This is a genomic window from Rhizobium sp. CFBP 13644, assembly GCF_014842165.1.
Lineage (GTDB): Bacteria > Pseudomonadota > Alphaproteobacteria > Rhizobiales > Rhizobiaceae > Agrobacterium > Agrobacterium tumefaciens_C.
This window is the reverse complement of the sequence record NZ_JACYVF010000006.1, coordinates 215,082-233,444: the sequence shown is the minus strand read 5'-3', so window position 1 is coordinate 233,444 and position 18,363 is coordinate 215,082. Positions and strand designations below refer to the sequence as shown.

Genomic DNA, 18,363 nt, shown 5'->3' with positions numbered 1-18,363 from the left:
CACTCCTCCAAAGAGGCATTTCATGTGGGATGGGAGCCTGCGTTGCCACCGACGAAATGCTTCGAGGGTGAGGACGATCTGTCTATACCGGGCTTCACCGTGACTTACGTCTGCAGGCGGCAGGTGCTCGGAACCTATACGCTAACAACCACCAGAGCCAAATCCTGTCAAGAGGAGCTGTTATCACTGATGGAGGCATGATCAAAGCTGCGGCGAGGTATTATTGCGATTACTGCAATAAATTAGAAACGACTGCTGCAATTGTCTTCATTGAGGGACGCGAGCAATATCAGGGTGTCACAGCAATACAGTATCCGCGATAGATACATTACAGGAACCTAAAACGACCGAGAGCTTTTAACCTTCGCCTGCCACAGCACTGCTCTCACGTAAGCGGCGGCCGAGACCACCGTCATCATCAGGCAACAGGCAACTGTCGCCGCACCCCTCAACCCAGACAATCTCAGGAGTTCGTAAAATGGGCTACATCACCACCACAGACGGCGTCGACATTTTCTTCAAGGATTGGGGTCCGAAGGACGCTCAGCCGATTGTGTTCCACCATGGCTGGCCGCTGTCGTCAGACGATTGGGATGCACAGATGCTGTTCTTCGTTTCCAAGGGTTACCGGGTGGTTGCCCATGACCGTCGCGGTCATGGCCGCTCGGCACAGGTATCAGAAGGGCACGATATGGATCACTATGCCGCTGACGCCTTTGCGGTAGCCGAACATCTGGACCTGAAAAATGCCGTTCATATCGGCCATTCCACAGGTGGCGGTGAAGTTGCACGCTATGTTGCCAAGCATGGCGAACCGTCTGGCCGCGTTGCCAAGGCTGTTCTCGTCTCTGCCGTTCCACCGCTGATGCTGAAGACAGAAAGCAACCCGGAAGGTCTTCCCATGGAAGTCTTTGATGGTTTCCGCTCTGCACTTGCCGCCAACCGCGCGCAGTTCTTCCGTGATGTTCCCTCAGGCCCGTTCTATGGCTTCAACCGGGATGGCGCGACCGTGCACGAAGGTGTCATCCAGAATTGGTGGCGTCAGGGCATGATGGGCAGCGCGAAAGCCCATTATGATGGCATCAAGGCGTTTTCGGAAACCGACCAGACCGAGGATCTGAAGGCCATCAGCGTTCCAACGCTGGTTCTGCATGGCGAAGACGACCAGATCGTTCCGATTGCTGACGCAGCCCATAAAGCCATCAAGCTTTTGAAGAATGGGACGATCAAGACCTACCCCGGCTTCTCCCACGGCATGCTGACCGTGAATGCCGACGTGCTGAACGCTGATCTCCTGGCCTTCATCAAGGGTTGACGCATCGATCCCGCGCGCGCCTGCCACCCCACGGTTTTGGGGTGGCAGGCGCGCAGATGTCCTTATCCGCTCCACGCGTTAAAGGACCGGAACTTCGGTTCACCGCTGGCGTTTGCTTGTTGATGAAACCAAGCGGGATTACCCATATGACCAAAGACAATGCAGCCCAGGAATCCATCGAGGGAAAAGACGAAAAGAACCCTCCCGCGGTCGATAATCCGCCAGCTGGGCCCCACGCCAAGGAAAGCTTGACGGATAAGAGCAAAACACCGGGCGCAGGCTCGCTTCCGGAAGATGATGCCGACGAGGTCAGCCCCGGCGGAAGCTGAGGCGAATGCCACAATTTCGAGCCCTGCGGTTGATCATAAAGTTGCGGGGCTTGGCCAAATTTTCGACAAAATTCCATTTTTCGACGCCCGAAGTGCGTCAATGCGATTGACCGCGTCAGTAACAAAATTTACAACATTGCTAACGCCTTTTTGACTATTTGCAAATTAGCGCAGCCAACGCTGTCGCTTAAACCGAATTTTTTGATAAGCTGTGCGAGATCAACGCAATAGCGAGCTACATTGTTAACGAATGCCAGAGCAGGTTCGATTGCGCGAACCAAGAAACAACAGCTTCAACACCTACAGTTCATCTGTCGTATAGCACTTCCAGTCGGTGTTTTCGTCAGTGGTCTGTGGCTTGTATTCTTTGCGTTCCTCGAAAACTGGCCGCTGGTCTTGGTTGAGGGGCTGCTTTTCGCGACCATCTCGGGTGGTTGGCTGGCGGCGCGCCAAGGTTACATGTCCTTGGGAATGCTCATATCCCAAGTCGCCTGCGTCCTGTTCATCTTTGGTTTTTCATTGTTGTTCGATGTGCCCAACGATGCGGCACCCCGCGTTTCGCATATCTATTTCCTCATCGTAGCGCTCGCAGGCTTCGTCAACCACCAGCTTGATCCCAGTCGCTTCCAGTTGGGCATTATCGCGACGTCGATTGCAGGGTTTATTCTGTTTTCCGCCTCCGCCTTGGATACAAATCTTGCAACGCCATTGCCGGATGATGTGCGAGCCATCACGTCGTGGGTGAACGCCGCAATGTCGGTACTGCTTTTGTGCGGTGGCCTCATGCTGGTCCAATACAAGCTTGGTCCCGAAAGCAGATATGTCCGCGAATTGCGCCACGCACTGGCAAAGAAGCAATTCGAGCTGTTCCTGCAGCCGCAGGTCGACCACGCAGGCAATGTCATCGGCGCAGAGGCCTTGCTGCGATGGAAGCATCCGCGTCTGGGCTACATTCCCCCTGACGAGTTTATTCCGGTCGCAGAGCGCGCAAGGCTGATGCCTGGCATTGGCGGGTGGGTGCTGGATACAAGTATCGAAACACTTCGCCAATGGCGTGACCGACCCGAGACAAGAGATCTCGCCCTGTCAGTCAATGTCAGCCCCGACCAACTGTTTCAGGAAGACTTCGTGCCGCGCGTCGTAGCAGCACTGTCCCAAGCCTGCGTCGAACCGCACTTGCTCAAGCTTGAATTGACGGAAACGATGTTCGTGAGCGAGGTGGATCAACTGATCAGCAAGATCAGGACGTTGAAACAGCACGGCATCAACATCGCCCTTGATGATTTCGGCACCGGCTATTCAAGCCTGAGCTACCTTCAGGAACTGCCGCTCCAACAGCTGAAGATCGACCGCAGCTTCGTTTGGGCTGTTTCGACAGAGCGCGGTGCCAGACTGGCACGCAACATCTGCAAGATGGGGCATGATCTCGGTCTTCAAATCCTGGCGGAAGGAATTGAGACCGAGGAACAATACAGGTTCATGCTGGACTGCGGCTGCAGCGCCTTTCAGGGCTATTACTTCGGTCGCCCAGTGGCGAGCGATGCGCTGACACGACAGGTGCTTCTGTCAGCCAGCTAGATAAAGATTTGAGCGCTTGCGGCGCACCCGTCAGAGCTGGCGATAGCCACGCTTGAAGTAGATCAACGCTTCTTCGCCGGCGCTGACGACCGTATCGATAACGTCACAAATCAGAATGTCATGTGTGCCGCCATCATGGATGGTGCGAATGCGGCAATCGAAGGAGCAAAGCGCACCAGCCAGCACCGGCGCGCCGGTTTGCAACGTGCTCCAATCTCCAGCAGCAAATCGGACATCCACAGGCGTCTTGCCGCCGAAAAGACTGCTCAATTGCTCCTGATCTGCCGCCAGCGTGTTGACGCAGATGACGCCGTTTCCGACGACGGATTTATAGGCCGATGAATTGCGGTTCAGGCACACCAGCACGGTGGGTGGACTGTCTGAAACGCTGCAAACGGCTGTCGCCGCAAAACCCGCTCTGCCTTCCGGGCCGTCGGTCGTTACGATATTAACCGCGCCTGCCAGTTGCGACATGGCGTTGCGAAAATCCAGGCTGCGCTGCTCGGCAGTCTTCGTCTCCATTGTAGCTTCCTTTTCCAGAGACAATGTCTGCATCTAACCAAACCTTCCTAACAAAACATCAAACGAAATCAAGCACATTGGAACGACCTTGCTCAGGCCGGTGGCGGAGCGAGGAGAAATTTCTCGAGGCTAGCGTTAAAAAGCTCCGCGCGGATAATGTTGACCGCATGGGCGCCTTCCTCGAGCAGAACGAGCTCGGCATTCGGCATGCCGTCTGCAAGCCTTACAGAGCGCGTATAGGGCACAAGCAGGTCATCTCTGGCAGCAATGACCAACGTGCGGTTTTCGATCTCACCAAGACGCGCATCCACATCAAAGGCCCTGAGGGCCGCAATGCGGCGCAGCACATTGTCCTTGCCCTGGAAATGCGTGACCCCACTGGCATCATCCCGGGCAAGCCGCTCTGCATGCTCCGACATCCAGGCAGCCGGATAAAGAAACAGCGGCTGCGCCTTCACGAATGCCTCGACGCCGGAATTTTCCAGCAACGAGATACGCGCATCGAAACACCGCCCGGAGTGGGGATCGGCCTTGCTCCACGCATTGATCAGAACGAGCCGGTCGATGAAGCCGGGCCTGCGCAATGCGAGATCCAACCCGATCAGGCCACCCAGCGCATGGCCAACGAAGTGGCATCTCTTCAGATCAAGTTTGTCCGCGATCTCAATCACGTCATCGGCCATGGCAGAAATGCCATGATCCTGCGGCACCACACCGCCTGTTCTGCCTGTGCCTCTGTGGTCATAGACCACCACGCGGAAATGCCTTTGCAGCATCTCCATCTGCGGCTCGAAATAGGATGCTGAACCGCCCAGCCCCGAGGACAGAAAAACCGTTTCTGCCTCAGGCCCTTCGCGGCCGAGTACCTCGAAATACATCATTGTGCCGCCTCGGTCTTATGCGCCGATATGGGCGACGGTCGCGATCTCGATCAAAGCGTCCGGCTTGACCAGCCCGCACAGAATGCAATAGCGCGCGGGTTTGTCGCCCGGGAAGTATTCGGCATAGACAGCATTGACCGCCTGGTAGTTCGCCCAATCCGTGATGAAAATGTGGTTCATGGTAACATCGTCCATGGTGCCGCCAGCGGTTTCGATCACGGATTTGATGGTTTCCAGAACGTGCCGGGTCTGCGCACCAGCGTCGCCCACATGCACAACGTCATTGTTCTTGTCGAATGGCAGCGTTCCCGAAACATAGACAACGCCATTTGCCAATGTGCCTGGCGAAAAGGGGGCGATGGGTTTTGATGTGCCTTCCGGGACGATGATGGTCTTCGGCATGGTTTTGTTCTCCTCTAGGATGATGGATCAAGCGTCTATCGGTTCAGCTTGCGAGATCACGGCGCAGAAATCATTCGTCGTCGCAACCCAGCCGAAGAATTTCTCGACATTGTAGACCGTCGCTTGCTGAATGAAGTCAGGGCCCAGATGGTGGGTGGCGTCCTCCAGCATCACGCCGAAATATTCGAGATGGAACGCATCCCGCAGCGAGCTTTCCACGCAGACATTGGTCGCGATGCCCACAAAAACGAGGTTTCTGATGCCTCTGGCACGCAGAACGCTGTCCATATTGGTGTTGAAGAAGCCGCTATAGCGGGTCTTCGGCACCACAATGTCTCCCGGCTGCGGTTGCAGCTCGTCGACGATGGCGTAATCCCAGGTGCCCTTGGCAAGCAGCTTGCCCTGAAGCTCAGGGCGTGCTCGCATGGTTTTCAGCGCATTGGATTTGTGCCAGTTGGGGGAGCCCGGCCCCCCCGCCTCGACATAATCGCTATCCCAGCCATTCTGGAAATAAATGACCTGAACGCCCCCTGCCCTCGCCGCCTTCAACGTCTTGTCGATATTGGCGATGGTGGATTTTGCGCCGGATATGTCAAACCCAGCGAGATCAACATAACCGCCTTCCGTGGAATAGGCATTCTGCATATCCACTACGACAACCGCCGTCTCGCTCGGTTTTAGCGAGATTGGCTCAGGGCGGGCAGGCAGCGTTACGTTTTTCGAGCGGCTTTCCGGTGGCTCGTAACCTGCAACCACTTGGCTCATTCAGCGGCCTCCAAAGCGTCGCAAACGTGCTTTCGGCTTTTCATAAGCGGCTGCACGAACCGGCCGAATTTCTCAATACCTTCAACAAAGTCATCAAAGGTCAGCATGACCCCGCCGGTGCCGGGCACTTCGCTCATCTCGTCCAGCATCGCCGCCACCTCCTCATAGGAGCCGATGATCGTGCCCATATTGATATTGACGGCGGAAACGGGGTTGGACATGTGGCGCACATTGGTATCCGCACCCGATTTTTTATCAGCCGAACTTTGCAGACCAAGCCATTTGATCGCCTCCTGATCTGCGCCCGCCTTATAGTGTTCCCACTTTGCCCAGGCATCCTCTGACTTTTCCTCGGCCAAAACCATGGTCAGCACGAAGGAGCGGACATCGCGACCCGTCTTTTGCGTGGCAGCCAGCAGGCGTTCATTGGTAGCCGCGAAGGCTTTCGGTGTGTTGACGCCAACGCCGAAGCAGAAGCTGTAATCGGCAAACTTCGCCGAAAACTCCATGCCCTTGTCGGACGAACCGGCACAGATGAGCTTCACGTCTCCTTCCGGCACCGGCTTCATCCGGCAATCGTCCATGGTGAAATATTTGCCCTTCAAATCCGATTGGCCTGTGGAAAGCAGGTCTTTCAGAACAGTGCTGTATTCGCTGAGATATTCGTAGCGGTCGCCGAAATAATCATCGCCGGGCCACAGGCCCATCTGGCTGTATTCCGGCCTTTGCCAGCCCGTGACCAGATTGATGCCGAAGCGGCCACCGGAAATGGAATCAATGGTCGTGGCCATGCGTGCGACAATGGCTGGCGGCATGACCAGAGTGGCTGTCGTGCCGAATAGCTTGATCTTCGATGTAACGGCTGCAAGACCCGCCATCAGGGTAAAGGATTCGAGATTATAGTCCCAGAATTCCGTTTTCCCGCCAAAGCCCCGCAGCTTGATCATCGATAGCGCAAAATCGAAGCCATATTTCTCGGCGGCAAGCGTGATCTGCTTGTTCAGCTCAAAGCTCGGCTTATATTGCGGAGCATTTTCCGACAGGAGCCAGCCATTGTTTCCGATTGGAATAAAAACACCTATTTCCATCACGACCTCCAGTTCAGTTTCTCATATTGAGTGTCGGAAAAGGAAAAGCAGTTTTCGTGCCAGTTTGTGATCTTCTATGAAATCAATGACTTGCTGGAAGGCTTGGGAGATAGTTTTATCAAATGATAAAAAATTTATCGGATGATAAATTTTATGCTCATTTTGTCATCATTTTTGGAGGGGTGTTGGTGCCGGCCCACATTGTCAGGCCGGCTGGATCTTTTGCGGTCAGCTTTACCGCCAAGGATGGGATCAATCAGTCCATCTGAACATTGGCATTTTTGACGACGGGAGCCCATTTCGCGATCTCTTGCGAGACATGGGTTTTCAACTCATCCGGCGTCGAGCCGACAATTTTCGCACTGAACTCAGCCATGCGAGCGGCAACGCTTGGGTCTGCCAGCGCTTTTTTCGCAGCCGCATTCAATCTATCGACCGCTTCCGCCGGTGTGCCTGCGGGCGCAAACAGAGCATTCCAGGTGTAGGTCTCATAGTTCGGCACCGTCTCTGCGATGGTCGGCACATCCGGGAAGGACGTTGCTCTTTCGGCTGTCGTAACACCTAGCGCTCGCAATGTGCCGGATTTGATGTGTCCCGAGGATGAGGGAAGATTGTCGAACATGATGGAAACCTGGTTTCCAAGAAGATCGTTCAATGCAGGACCGGAACCCTTGTAAGGCACATGCTGCATGCTGACGCCCGCCATGCTCTTGAACAGTTCTCCAGACAGGTGAAGCGGCGTTCCATTGCCGGAAGACGCATAGGCATATTTATTCGGCTCAGCCTTCAGCAAAGCCACCAGTTCGGCGACTGTATTCACGGGTAGCTGCGGATTGACGACCAGAACATTGGGAACGACGACAAGCAGAGAGATCGGCGCGAAATCCTTTTCAGGATCGTAGGGTTTTGTCTTGAGAATAAGTGGATTGAGGGCGTGGGTGGCGACCGTCCCCATGAGGATCGTATAGCCGTCAGGCTCTGCGCGTGCCACGCGGTCCGCGCCAAGATTGCCTCCGGCACCGGCGACGTTTTCGACCACGATCTGCTGGCCAAGATCATCGCCCATTTTCTGCGCGATGACGCGAGCAACCACATCCGTGGAGCCGCCCGCTGCGAAAGGAACAACAAGCGTTATCGATCTCTCGGGAAAGCTCTGGGCATGAGCTGCGCCACTCATGGCGAGAAGAGAGATGGCCGATGCAGCCAGTTTAAATGCTGTACGTCGTTTGATGTCTCGATATGTCATTGAACCTCCAAGGAATGGCCTCCCCGCCACTCTGCATACTAGCTCAACGATATCTGAGGGCAAGCGATAGGATATCGGAACGCTTGCCCGGCATGACTTCAAGACATCATGCGCTTTGCGTGTTCATGGACCTTGCTGAATGCGGCTTTGGCGCCAGCGATCACACGGTCTTCTTCCTCTTGCGTCAGGTCAATGGCATCCAGAGCCGCTACGAAGGTGCGCCAGTGCAGTCCGCGTCCTTCTGGTGCTCCAGCTAGGTGGCGAGCGCCGAATGTTTCGCCAAGTCCGAGTTTCGCAGCGTCCTTCAAAAGAAATGCAGCACCGAGGTTTGACCCTTCGACCACGTAAAGCCAGCCAAGAGCCTCGGGCAAGTCGAGGGTTTCCGCACTGTCGTTGAAGTGTCGGTTCTCGATGTCAGGCTTGGCAAAGGTCAGATCCTCGAGATCCTGTTCGATGAGAGCCAGACGTCTGCGGCCTTTGAGGTCCGGCAGAAGTTCATCGAGTGTCTCGTTGCCGAACAACGCATCCAATTCGCTGTGAAACAGATGCTGTGTCTGAACGAACTTGCCGAAATTCTCACGGTTCTCGAATGGCTTTGCGGACATGATGAAGCCGTCGAGTTCTTCGTGGGCAGCGCGTGTGGCGGCCTTCAAGCGCTTGGTGCGGCTTAGTTCAATCTCGTTGTTTTCCACCGTCGCGGCTTGGGCGTTCATCGTCTGTCCTTTGGCATGAAGTATTATTTCAGGCGACATAAAAATCTTTCATACCTGAGTCAAGTTTTATTCTAGAGGCTTAGCGCTTATGACATTGCGTATTGCGAGCGTGCAGGCGAGAGGCGGGCTCGCAACAGTGCCATCAGCATCGGTTTAATCGAGAACTGCTTCGAAAGAGCTTTTTCAGTCAAGTTTCGCAGGTAACCGCCCGGAGATTGGATGGTTGCCGATTTCTCAAGTATGCACGCTATGATTGTTGTCGCAACAGGTATTCCCATCGCCTTTTCCGCTTCATCATAGGCAGATTGGCTGATGGACAGCATGGTTCTGACAACGCTCGTTGCCTGTTTCATCTCGTGCCAGCTCCTAACAGCGCCGTTTGGTCCATACAGTGCGATCTCTGGGCATGCTTTGATAACGGTTTGCAGATCAAAACCCTCCGACATTGCCTTTCCGGTCGTTCTTTCTCCGCAAGGTTTCTGTCCAACGTTCTCAGATGCTTTCGGTTCTGCAGGTGGTGTTGGTTGCTTATGGCCTGTGTCATCAACAGCTGCCGTTTCAAATAGAGATTCGGATTCTGAACTATGTATAAGCCGCTCATTTTGATAGGCATTGGCGCTTATTTTTTTGTTTTCTATGTGATTTTCCAACCAGTTAGCCATTTCCTGGCGCATTTCGGTCAATGTATCGAGTACGAGCGTCAAATGTGTCGCTGTAGACTTCCTGTTCAAGGTCGATTTTAGCGCCAGATATCGTTGCTGCACCTGTTCCCAGTTACCCGCGGCTTGTTCTTCGACGGCGATTTCGGAAAATCTAATGATATCGCGACGGCAGATGCTGATTTTGTCGCGCAGGCTTTGCAGGTACAAACGCTCTTCGATGACATGTGTGGCAATCGTCTGGATTTCATCTGCGCGATTGATCAAGGGTGCGAGAGAAAAACCGTAGGCGTCGCTGATAGTTCCGGAACGGTCTTTTCGCGCATAGCGTTTTCCGTTGGGACTGTCCTTACGCAGGATCAGACCGGCATCGATGAGTGTTGCGAGGTGGCGACGCAACGTCTGTTCCGGCATACCATGGGCGCGTAGTGAAAGCTGCTGGTTCGATGGAAAGACGACGAGACCGTTTTCCTCGCAAAGCTCCGCCTTTGGATAGAAACTGATGAGTGCATTGAGCACAGCCAAGGACCGATCCGTTATACCCAGCATGGGACGTGCTTCGCAAATGGCGCGAAAAAGCTTCCACTTATCGATGCTATGATTCGGATTAACTGTTCTGGATGCGAACTGACTTGCCAGATGGCCAAGGGATCCCCTTCGCCGCCCGAAAGACGTCGTTACAATATCTCTATTCATGTCTTTCACCTTCAAAAAGGCAAAAGAAAATCGCTCACCGAAGAAATATCGATGCCAAGACTCTTGACTATGATTCGCGGAAATGAGATTCTTTGGGTGCTTAGATCAAAGAAAGGCTTCCGTGCGGCAACGTTCGGGGGCTTTTTTCTTTTTGGCCTGCTGCTCCTGTTCGGGGTTGATGGATAAGTGTTGGATTACTGCTTGGTGCGGTGCTCTTCAAACAACGCTTGCAGATGTTCGAGAACGAAGTCTGCGAATTCCGGTGCCTGCCTGCGGTCGATGGAGATATCGACTCTCTGGTCAGTCTCGACGATTTTCGCCAGCTTCTGGCCAGTCATGCTCGAAAGCACACCGGTCTTCTTTGGCTCTGGTTTCGGCTTCAGAAATTCTAGAATGGACTTGAAGCGCTCTTCCGATGGAAGGTTAGCAACGCCCTCATCATTGAGATAGGCGCGTGCTGCGTCATTCACCTTGGAAGACGATAGCTGCTCGGCAAGATCCATCCAGTTACGACGGCCGACACCGGGGGCAGGGCCAATGGCATCGACGATATCATCTGGAATACGACCGACAACCGAAAGCATATTCGACAGGTCGCCCTTGTAGAGGGACATCGCTGCCATGATCGTCTCACGCGAAAACCGCATTTGCAGCTTCTGTGCAAACCGTGCCTTTTCGATATAGCTCAGGTCACGGCGTTCGTTATTTTCTTGGCCCTGAGCAACGACGAGCTGCTCATCGGTGAGGTTACGGACAACCGCACGAACGGGAATGCCGATCTCAGCTATGGCGCGCAGACGGCGGTGACCGAATGCTACCTGATAGCGACCGGGATGTTCAGGGTGAGGGCGCACAAGGATAGGTACCTGCTGGCCCTGCTCTCTGATCGCCTCTATCAGACCGGCATCGGCCTCCAGAGAAGATGGCATGCGATCCGGAATGAAGGACGGATCAATGTCCTTCGCATCCAGCGAAACAATAGTGAGGCCCTCAGCCAGCTTGCGCTCAATCTCTTCAGCGCGCTTGGAACGTTCAGACACTTCGTTGAGCGACTGACCGATCATGCCAACTGGCGAGTTGATCACATCGGTGACGAGTTCTGGAGAGCCAAGAATGGGGCGGATACGAGGACGCGCACGCTCTGGCGAACCGTCAGACGCCTCCGTGCTCTTGCCACCGAGATTTGCAAAGATTTCTTTCCTGCTCATGCTGTTCTACCCCAGGCCTTCTTGATCAAGGCTTCTATTTCGCCGTTGACGTTCGTCATGGATTCCAGTGCCCGATCATAGGTCGACCGGGTAAACTGCGTCCGCTCTACTTCGAAGAGTGTCTGATTGGTTAGACCCGCATCCGACACCGCTGTCGTCTTCAACATTGGATGATTGAGCACATGCTCCCCGAAGATCGAACGTAGGAAAGCGACCATCTGGTTTTGTGGGCCGTCGCTGGGCTCAAAACGAGTGACGAGATAACGCATCCAGTGATAATCCGAACGGGCGCCTGCTCTTCCGATTTCTGCCAGAAGATCGCCTGTCATGGCGAGGAACTGGTTCATGGACATCACATCCAGCATTTGTGGGTGGACGGTGACGAGAACAGATGTGGCGGCAGTCAGCGCCGACAGAGTGAGGTAGCCGAGCTGTGGCGGGCAATCGATGACGACGACATCATAGAAATTCTGCGCCTGCGCAATGGCCTGACCGATTCTGGCAAAAAACAATGTGTCGCCGGGTGCACGCCGCATCAAGGCGCGTGGCGTATCATGCTCGAACTCCATCAGTTCAAGATTGCCCGGAATGATATGGAGGTCAGGAATATAGGTGCCACGAACAATTTCTGCGATTGGGCGTTGTTCGCCGTCGTAGCGGATCGCTCCATAAAGCGTTTCGTTGGGGCCGACATCGAGTTCGGGCTGATGGCCGAACAGAGCCGAGAGACTGGCCTGAGGATCGAGATCGATGGCGAGCACGCGGTAGCCGCGCAATGCGAGATATTGTGCAAGGTGGGCAGACGTGGTCGTCTTGCCGGATCCACCTTTGAAATTCATCACGGCGATAACCTGAAGGTCTTCGCCTTCGCGACGATGAGGCAGGTACCGGCGCGTGCCTCGGGCACCCTGATCGAGAAACTTTCGGATCTCATGAATATCTTCGACAGAGTAGCTGCGGCGCCCTCCGCTTTGCGAGGCGCTCAACTCCGGCTGCTCGGCGGCGATCTGGCGAAGATAGGCTTCGCCAATGCCAATGAGCTTGGCCGTTTCTGATGGCGAGAAATTTCGCATGCTTTTTTCTGCAAGTGGTGCGAAGGTGTTTGCGTTGTGCGCTTGCAGCTGTGCCGACAGCGCGGCCGAATGCTGAAGGATAAGGGCCGTCAGATCGGGCGCTTTCTCAGCAGATGTCATGTCGGCAATTTGAGTCATTCGGCTTTTTCCACTTGCTAGATCAGTTGCGTTTTTTTCCGCTGAAATCGGTTTTTTCCGCAACTGAGATATAAGCGCCGATTCTCTTTTTCGCGCAATAGGCATTCGGAACGACTAAACATGAATCTTTTCAGCCGACTAACGACGGTTTTTCCTTTGAAATTGGAGAGTTCAGGGATTCATCGATCGCCGCCCCTCTCCGTTGTTAGTTGGTTAGCCGCGGCTAACCGATCCTTAGTGAGCCAAGTGGGCTACGAGTTGCGTTCTTCCGATTGACGTCTGACATCACCAGTTTGCCGCGGCTAACTTTTGAATCATCTCTGGTCTCGACGGGATCGCAGAATTTTGGTGGAGGCAACATTGGAATGTCCGATCGAAGAGCGGCGCCTGCTGCAAGCTACCAGACATCTCCTCACGCAGAGCTTTTTCGGGTAGCGACATAGACACAATCCTCCCGGACGTGCGATCAATGAAGGCGTCTGGCTTCACTCAATCCGTATCGCGTTCTGTTCAACGTACTTTGAATACAGCTTAGTCATGCGGATCCTATCGCCCTCATTACTAGAGTCGGTCCATCCCCATAATGCTGCACTCAATTGGCAGAGCAGTTTCTTCTCATAGCTCAATTAGGATATGGCGGGCCCGAGTTGGTGAAGTTTGGGTCTGCTTATGCGTTTGCATCGGCGCCTCATTGGCCCTTCGGGCATGCAAAGATGTTTGCAGAAGACCGCTTGACAGGAGGTGTGTATTGCGAAATGAATGGGGTGCTAGCTCTGAAGCGGCACGCCGTAGATGCAAAGCAATATGCGAATTTAGCCGGTGACGCCTGCGACGCATCAATAATAAAACCTCATAAATTGCCATACGAAGTATCGAAAGCAAAATGGCGATTAGCTTTGCTATGGGTGATTTTTACAAGCGAAATCAGGTCTCTAGGTTCAGCGCGTTTTAAGTCTAACTGCTGCATATTTCGGTTGTTCTAGCGGCGGACGCGCCGCACTCGCCTACCGCACCTCACGCGTTACCCACAAACGTTATTGGCGCGATATTGGCCCGCAGAAAAAGGGCGCTTACGCCGTAGGTGGCGAGGTCTTGATGCGTTGGCGTGTGGAGAGCCAGGGAGGTGAGGTCTGCGCTCGGTTTTCTTGGGATTGCGCTGACGGCGCTGAACGCTTTGCTGAGCGCGATGAATGCGGGGTCGATTCTTTGTGCGGCCCGCTTGAGGCGCAGAGGGGTGTCCGGCCCGGTGGCGCTGTTGGCTAAGGCCGGGTTCCAGAGCGACCGGGTTGGCCGCTCTGGAGTATTCAAACATCAGGCGGTGTGGTGGATGACGTCAGTGATGATCGAAACGATATCGTCGATTTGGCTCTCTTCGATAATGAGTGGAGGAGAGAGTGCGATGATGTCGCCGGTGACGCGCACGAGCAGGCCTCTCTTCAGGCACTCCACGAAGACATCATAAGCCCGGGTTCCAGGCGCACCGTCGCGGCTAGCGAGTTCGATGGCGCCGACGAGGCCAAGATTGCGAACGTCGACCACGTGTGGCGCGCCCTTCAGCGAGTGAAGAGCATCCTGCCATGTTGTGGCAAGAGATGCTGCTCGGGTCAGAAGGTCTTCGTCCTGATAGATTTCCAGAGTGGCGATGCCGGCGGCGCAGGCCACTGGATGGCCGGAATAGGTGTAGCCGTGGAAAAGCTCGATCTGGTTTTCAGGGCCGTGCATCAGGCCTTCGTAAACCGCACGCTTGGCAAAAACGGCGCCCATCGGAATTGCGCCGTTGGTGATGCCTTTCGCGGTGCAGACGAGATCGGGAACAACGCCGAAATAATCCGTTGCAAAAGGTTTGCCGAGGCGACCGAAGCCGGTGATGACTTCATCGAAGATCAGAAGGATGCCGTGCTTATCGGCAATAGCGCGCAACCGCTGAAGATATCCCTCTGGTGGAAGGACGACGCCAGCTGAACCGGACAGGGGTTCGACGATGACGGCCGCAATGGTTTCTGCGCCGTGCAAGGCCACAAGACGCTCAAGGTCTTCAGCCAGTTCAATGCCATGCGCCGGAAGACCCTTGGAGAAGGCATTTCGATCCAGATCCAGCGTGTGGCGCATATGGTCCGCTGGGATTTGCGGGAAGACGCGGCGGTTGTTGACGAGGCCGCCAACGGAAATGCCGCCAAAACCAACGCCGTGATAGCCTTTTTCACGCCCGATGATCCGGCTGCGCGTTCCCTGCCCAATTGCGCGCTGATAGGCAATTGCGATTTTGAGCGCGGTATCGACGGATTCCGATCCTGAACCGGTGAAGAAAATCCGATCAAGCTGAGCGTCTGGGCCACCGGGGCCCATGGCGGCAAGCTTCTCGGCAAATTCAAACGCAATCGGATGACCCATCTGGAATGTTGGTGCGAAATCCAGAGTCGCGAGCTGTCGCTCAACCGCCTGGCTAATGCGTCGGCGGCCATGACCGGCATTGACGCACCAGAGGCCGGCCGTTCCATCCAGAATTTTCTTCCCGTCAATATCGGTGTAATACATGCCTTCGGCACTGGCGAGAAGGCGCGGCGCGGCTTTGAACTGACGGTTTGCCGTGAACGGCATCCAGAAATTGGAGAGGTCAGGCGCGTTGGATTTGCTGTGGTCTTCCATTGGGGTCCCCATGTTGAAAGCACCACATTCCAGAACTTCGCATATCAGAACAAGTCCTTTTCTTGCATGTCTTAAACCATTGATTTTTATGGCAGGTGATGCGAAGAGTTGCGATATATCGAACACATGCAATGAAAGATCCGAGATGGTTGTGGATATTGGCAACAGGTTGAGGCACTTGCGCTCTCTTCACAAGATGTCGCAGAGGGAACTGGCCAAGCGGGCCGGTGTCACCAACTCAACAATTTCCCTGATTGAATCGAATTCGACCAATCCGTCGGTTGGAGCATTGAAGCGCATATTGGATGGCATCCCCATAGGTCTTGCCGAGTTCTTCGCGTTTGAGCCCGGCAAACCCAGCAAGGCTTTTTATGCTGCGGAAGAACTGGTCGAGATTGGCAAGGGGCCGATTTCCTACCGCCAGATCGGAGATAACCTGTTTGGCCGAAGCCTTCAAATCTTGAAAGAGTGCTATCAGCCTGGCGCCGGGACGGGGCGGGTGCCGCTGGTGCATGAGGGAGAGGAGGGCGGTATCGTGTTGTCTGGGCGGCTGGAAGTGACCATTGATGACGAGCGGCGAATCCTCGGTCCCGGTGACGCATATTATTTCGAAAGCCGCAGACCCCATTCCTTCAGGTGTGTCGGACCGGTGCCGTGTGAAGTGATCAGTGCCTGCACACCGCCGAGTTTCTGATATCGGTAGCCGGGTAATGAAATGACCGTTCATTGCCGCCGAGTTGCGGCGCACCGCTTCTCATTGATGACGGCGGCAAAATCGCGCCAAAAATTGCCGGATGTAGCACGTTATCTTATGTCCATCCTGCGTGTGTTTCACATGATGTTCTTCGCAATACGGTATATTAACGGGTCGGCCCTAGTTTAACGGATGGTCCAATTTGGAACAGCTGTTATGCCGAGCGCAACGCAGCGATTGAACGTTCGAGAGCATGACGATGTCAGGAAACGGCCAAAAGACAGGCAGCAAGAACATGGAATCGTAAAACGAAATGGCGATGAACGAGACCACGTCCTATGAGCCGCAATATCGGGAGCAGGCAGGTGAGCCCAATAATTTGCTCCGCCTTGCCGCCTTGCTGTGGCGAAATGCCTTCTTTATCCTGCTGATCGGCATCCTGTGCGCGGCACTTGCCTTTGGCGCGTCGCTGCTGATCCCGAACTACTATGTCGCCACATCGCAGATCCTGCTTGACCCGGAAGGCTCTCGCGTTCTGGAAAGTGACCTGCCGGGCCAGCCAAGGGCTGTCGATTCCCACGTCCTCAACCAGCAATATATTATTACGTCGGCACAGGTCCTGTCGCGCATCGTAGACAGTGAGAAGCTTTACGACGATCCGGACTTTGGCGCTGCCGCCCCCCGTTATCCTGACGAGGTCAGCCGCAGGAACATGGCGCTTGATACGTTGCGCAAGGTGACCTCCGTATCTGCCGTCGGAAAAAGCTTCATTGTTAATGTCTCCGTGAAGTCTGAGAGCCCGCAGCGGGCGGCCGATCTGGCAAACCTCATCGCGTCCACCTATTCCCAGGTGCGGATGGAGATGAACAGCGATGTGCTCAAGCGCACCGGCGGCGGATTGTCGGCGCAGTTGGATCAGCTTCGCACCGCCGTGGAAGATGGCGACCGCGCCGTTCAGGCCTACAGGGCAGAGCACAATCTGGCCGATATTCAGGGCCGCCCCGATGTCGAGCAACGCATTGCTGACGCCAATACGGAAATATCACGGCTACAGGCATCCGTGTCTGAAAACGAGGCTCTGGTTGCTGAACTCACGCGCGCCAGAAACGACCGCCAATATTTGCGCTCCATTCCCGACACGTCTTTGACGCCTGCGATCATTTCGTTGCGCGCGCGCTATCAGGAAAGCCGTGAAGAGGAGGCGGTTCAGGCAACGTCGCTCGGCGCCCAGCATCCGGCCTTGCAGGCGGCCCGTGCCCGCACACAATCGCTTGCCAATATCCTTGACGAGCAATTGCGCAATTTTGCTACGGCGACGTCGAGCAATCTGGCGCGGTTGAAGAACCAGTTGGCGCTTTCCACATCGAACGCCGATGCGCTGAAGACCAACCTGAACAGTGACGAGCAGACCATGGTGCGTCTGCGCGAATTGCAGCGAAAGCTGGAAAGCGACCGGGCGGTGTATGAAGCGTTCCTGTTGCGGACCAAGCAGCTTTCGGAACAGCAGGGCACCTCAAACGAAAACCCGCAGATCATTTCCAGTGCGGAGCCACCTTTGCGCAAGGCCGGGCCTCCGCGCACCCTTATGCTTGCGGGTGGTGGTATTTTTGGTCTGATCCTGGGCGCAGGTATTCTCATTTTGCGCGATCAATTTCGTGGCCAGCCGCGCGAGCTGCGCATGGTCCGGACACCGGCAAATGCGCTTGGCTCAAGCAAAGAGACTGCACCGCCAGAGACAGCCTTGCTGCCAGCAGCAACGGAAAAACCTGTTGCCGCAGCCGCAACGCCCAAGCGGTCACGGCGCATGGTGCGCCAGCAGGAAGTTGAGGCGCTGAGCGCTGCTGACGATGAGGGGTTTGATGACCTCGCGCGTTTCGTATCAACTGGCCTGACGCCTGCGGGCAAACATACGATACTGGTGGTATCGACGGGTCCAAAGAATCGGTCGCCTTACAGTGCTTTCAATCTGGCGGCTGAGGTTTCGCGGCTCGGGCAGCGCGTTCTTCTGTTGGATGCAGCGACCTATGATCCGCTGACAACAGCCATGCTTTTGCCAGACAGGGACAACGACACTGCGGCGTCGTCAGACTTCTACCATGTGGAAACACTGCCGCTTTTGCGTTTTTCACCTGCGGGTGGGTTGAATGCGGGGGATACGCCGAAGGCTGTGGTGGATGATGAAGGTGCTGCTTTTGATCTTATCGTCATCGATGGCGGTGTGGCGACAAAATCCCAGCTTGATGTCCCGACCCGTTCTGACGTCGATGAAGTCTTCCTCATGCAGCATGAAGACGATGCCGGCAGCGTCGTGATTGCGCTTGTGAGTTTGGAAGAGCGCGGCGTGGACAATATCAAGGTCGTTCGGATGACGCGTTCGGGCCTGCAATATTGAGGGCTGATTTTGGCTGAA

Annotated in this window: 16 protein-coding genes; 5 read left to right on the top strand and 11 right to left on the bottom strand. The window is 55.0% G+C overall.

Annotated features, from left to right (window positions below):
• Nucleotides 1-478 precede the first annotated feature (478 nt).
• The 3 genes from IFT53_RS16395 (at nt 479) to IFT53_RS16385 (ending at nt 3,222) form a co-directional block, all read left to right on the top strand.
• Entirely contained in the window at nt 479-1,315 is an 837-nt protein-coding gene (locus IFT53_RS16395) for an alpha/beta fold hydrolase (protein WP_192066013.1), read from the top strand.
• A gap of 146 nt (nt 1,316-1,461) precedes the next feature.
• Entirely contained in the window at nt 1,462-1,644 is a 183-nt protein-coding gene (locus tag IFT53_RS16390; protein WP_042616786.1) for a hypothetical protein, read from the top strand.
• Nucleotides 1,645-2,115: 471 nt separating this feature from the next.
• A complete protein-coding gene (locus IFT53_RS16385) occupies nt 2,116-3,222 on the top strand; it encodes a putative bifunctional diguanylate cyclase/phosphodiesterase (RefSeq protein ID WP_192066015.1) in 1,107 nt (368 codons plus the stop codon).
• A 30-nt stretch (nt 3,223-3,252) separates the two neighbouring features.
• Here the strand turns inward: IFT53_RS16385 and IFT53_RS16380 are convergent, their stop codons facing one another.
• From IFT53_RS16380 to IFT53_RS16330, 11 genes are all read right to left on the bottom strand, one after another.
• Nucleotides 3,253-3,777 (bottom strand): flavin reductase, encoded by a 525-nt coding sequence (locus tag IFT53_RS16380; RefSeq protein ID WP_192066017.1) that lies wholly within the window; start codon nt 3,775-3,777, stop codon nt 3,253-3,255.
• Between the two features lie 59 nt (nt 3,778-3,836).
• The gene (gene rutD / locus IFT53_RS16375) at nt 3,837-4,625 is read right to left on the bottom strand and encodes a pyrimidine utilization protein D (RefSeq protein WP_192066018.1); all 789 of its coding nucleotides are present in this window, start codon (nt 4,623-4,625) and stop codon (nt 3,837-3,839) included.
• 15 nt (nt 4,626-4,640) lie between these two features.
• Nucleotides 4,641-5,027, bottom strand: coding sequence for a pyrimidine utilization protein C (gene rutC, locus IFT53_RS16370; RefSeq protein ID WP_042616789.1), 387 nt, complete (start codon nt 5,025-5,027; stop codon nt 4,641-4,643).
• A 27-nt stretch (nt 5,028-5,054) separates the two neighbouring features.
• A complete protein-coding gene (rutB, locus tag IFT53_RS16365; protein ID WP_192066020.1) occupies nt 5,055-5,792 on the bottom strand; it encodes a pyrimidine utilization protein B in 738 nt (245 codons plus the stop codon).
• Nucleotides 5,789-6,880, bottom strand: coding sequence for a pyrimidine utilization protein A (rutA, locus tag IFT53_RS16360; RefSeq protein ID WP_192066022.1), 1,092 nt, complete (start codon nt 6,878-6,880; stop codon nt 5,789-5,791). The genes rutB and rutA overlap by 4 nt, the downstream gene beginning before the upstream one ends.
• 256 nt (nt 6,881-7,136) lie before the next feature.
• Entirely contained in the window at nt 7,137-8,126 is a 990-nt protein-coding gene (locus tag IFT53_RS16355; protein WP_192066023.1) for a Bug family tripartite tricarboxylate transporter substrate binding protein, read from the bottom strand.
• 98 nt (nt 8,127-8,224) lie between these two features.
• Complete coding sequence (locus IFT53_RS16350; RefSeq protein WP_192066025.1) at nt 8,225-8,839, bottom strand: biliverdin-producing heme oxygenase; 615 nt, start codon at nt 8,837-8,839, stop codon at nt 8,225-8,227.
• A gap of 86 nt (nt 8,840-8,925) precedes the next feature.
• Nucleotides 8,926-10,194, bottom strand: coding sequence for a plasmid replication protein RepC (repC, locus tag IFT53_RS16345; RefSeq protein ID WP_192066027.1), 1,269 nt, complete (start codon nt 10,192-10,194; stop codon nt 8,926-8,928).
• Between the two features lie 194 nt (nt 10,195-10,388).
• The gene (gene repB, locus IFT53_RS16340; protein WP_192066029.1) at nt 10,389-11,402 is read right to left on the bottom strand and encodes a plasmid partitioning protein RepB; all 1,014 of its coding nucleotides are present in this window, start codon (nt 11,400-11,402) and stop codon (nt 10,389-10,391) included.
• Entirely contained in the window at nt 11,399-12,613 is a 1,215-nt protein-coding gene (repA, locus tag IFT53_RS16335; RefSeq protein ID WP_192066031.1) for a plasmid partitioning protein RepA, read from the bottom strand. The genes repB and repA overlap by 4 nt, the downstream gene beginning before the upstream one ends.
• A gap of 1,311 nt (nt 12,614-13,924) precedes the next feature.
• Complete coding sequence (locus IFT53_RS16330; RefSeq protein ID WP_192066032.1) at nt 13,925-15,259, bottom strand: aspartate aminotransferase family protein; 1,335 nt, start codon at nt 15,257-15,259, stop codon at nt 13,925-13,927.
• Nucleotides 15,260-15,404: 145 nt separating this feature from the next.
• Between IFT53_RS16330 and IFT53_RS16325 the strand changes: the two genes are divergently transcribed.
• Together IFT53_RS16325 and IFT53_RS16320 are read left to right on the top strand one after the other, a co-directional pair.
• A complete protein-coding gene (locus IFT53_RS16325; RefSeq protein WP_042616796.1) occupies nt 15,405-15,953 on the top strand; it encodes a cupin domain-containing protein in 549 nt (182 codons plus the stop codon).
• Between the two features lie 319 nt (nt 15,954-16,272).
• Nucleotides 16,273-18,345 carry a GumC family protein gene (locus IFT53_RS16320; RefSeq protein WP_192066034.1) on the top strand — a complete coding sequence of 691 codons (2,073 nt, stop codon included), beginning with the start codon at nt 16,273-16,275 and terminating at the stop codon, nt 18,343-18,345.
• Nucleotides 18,346-18,363: the final 18 nt, after the last annotated feature.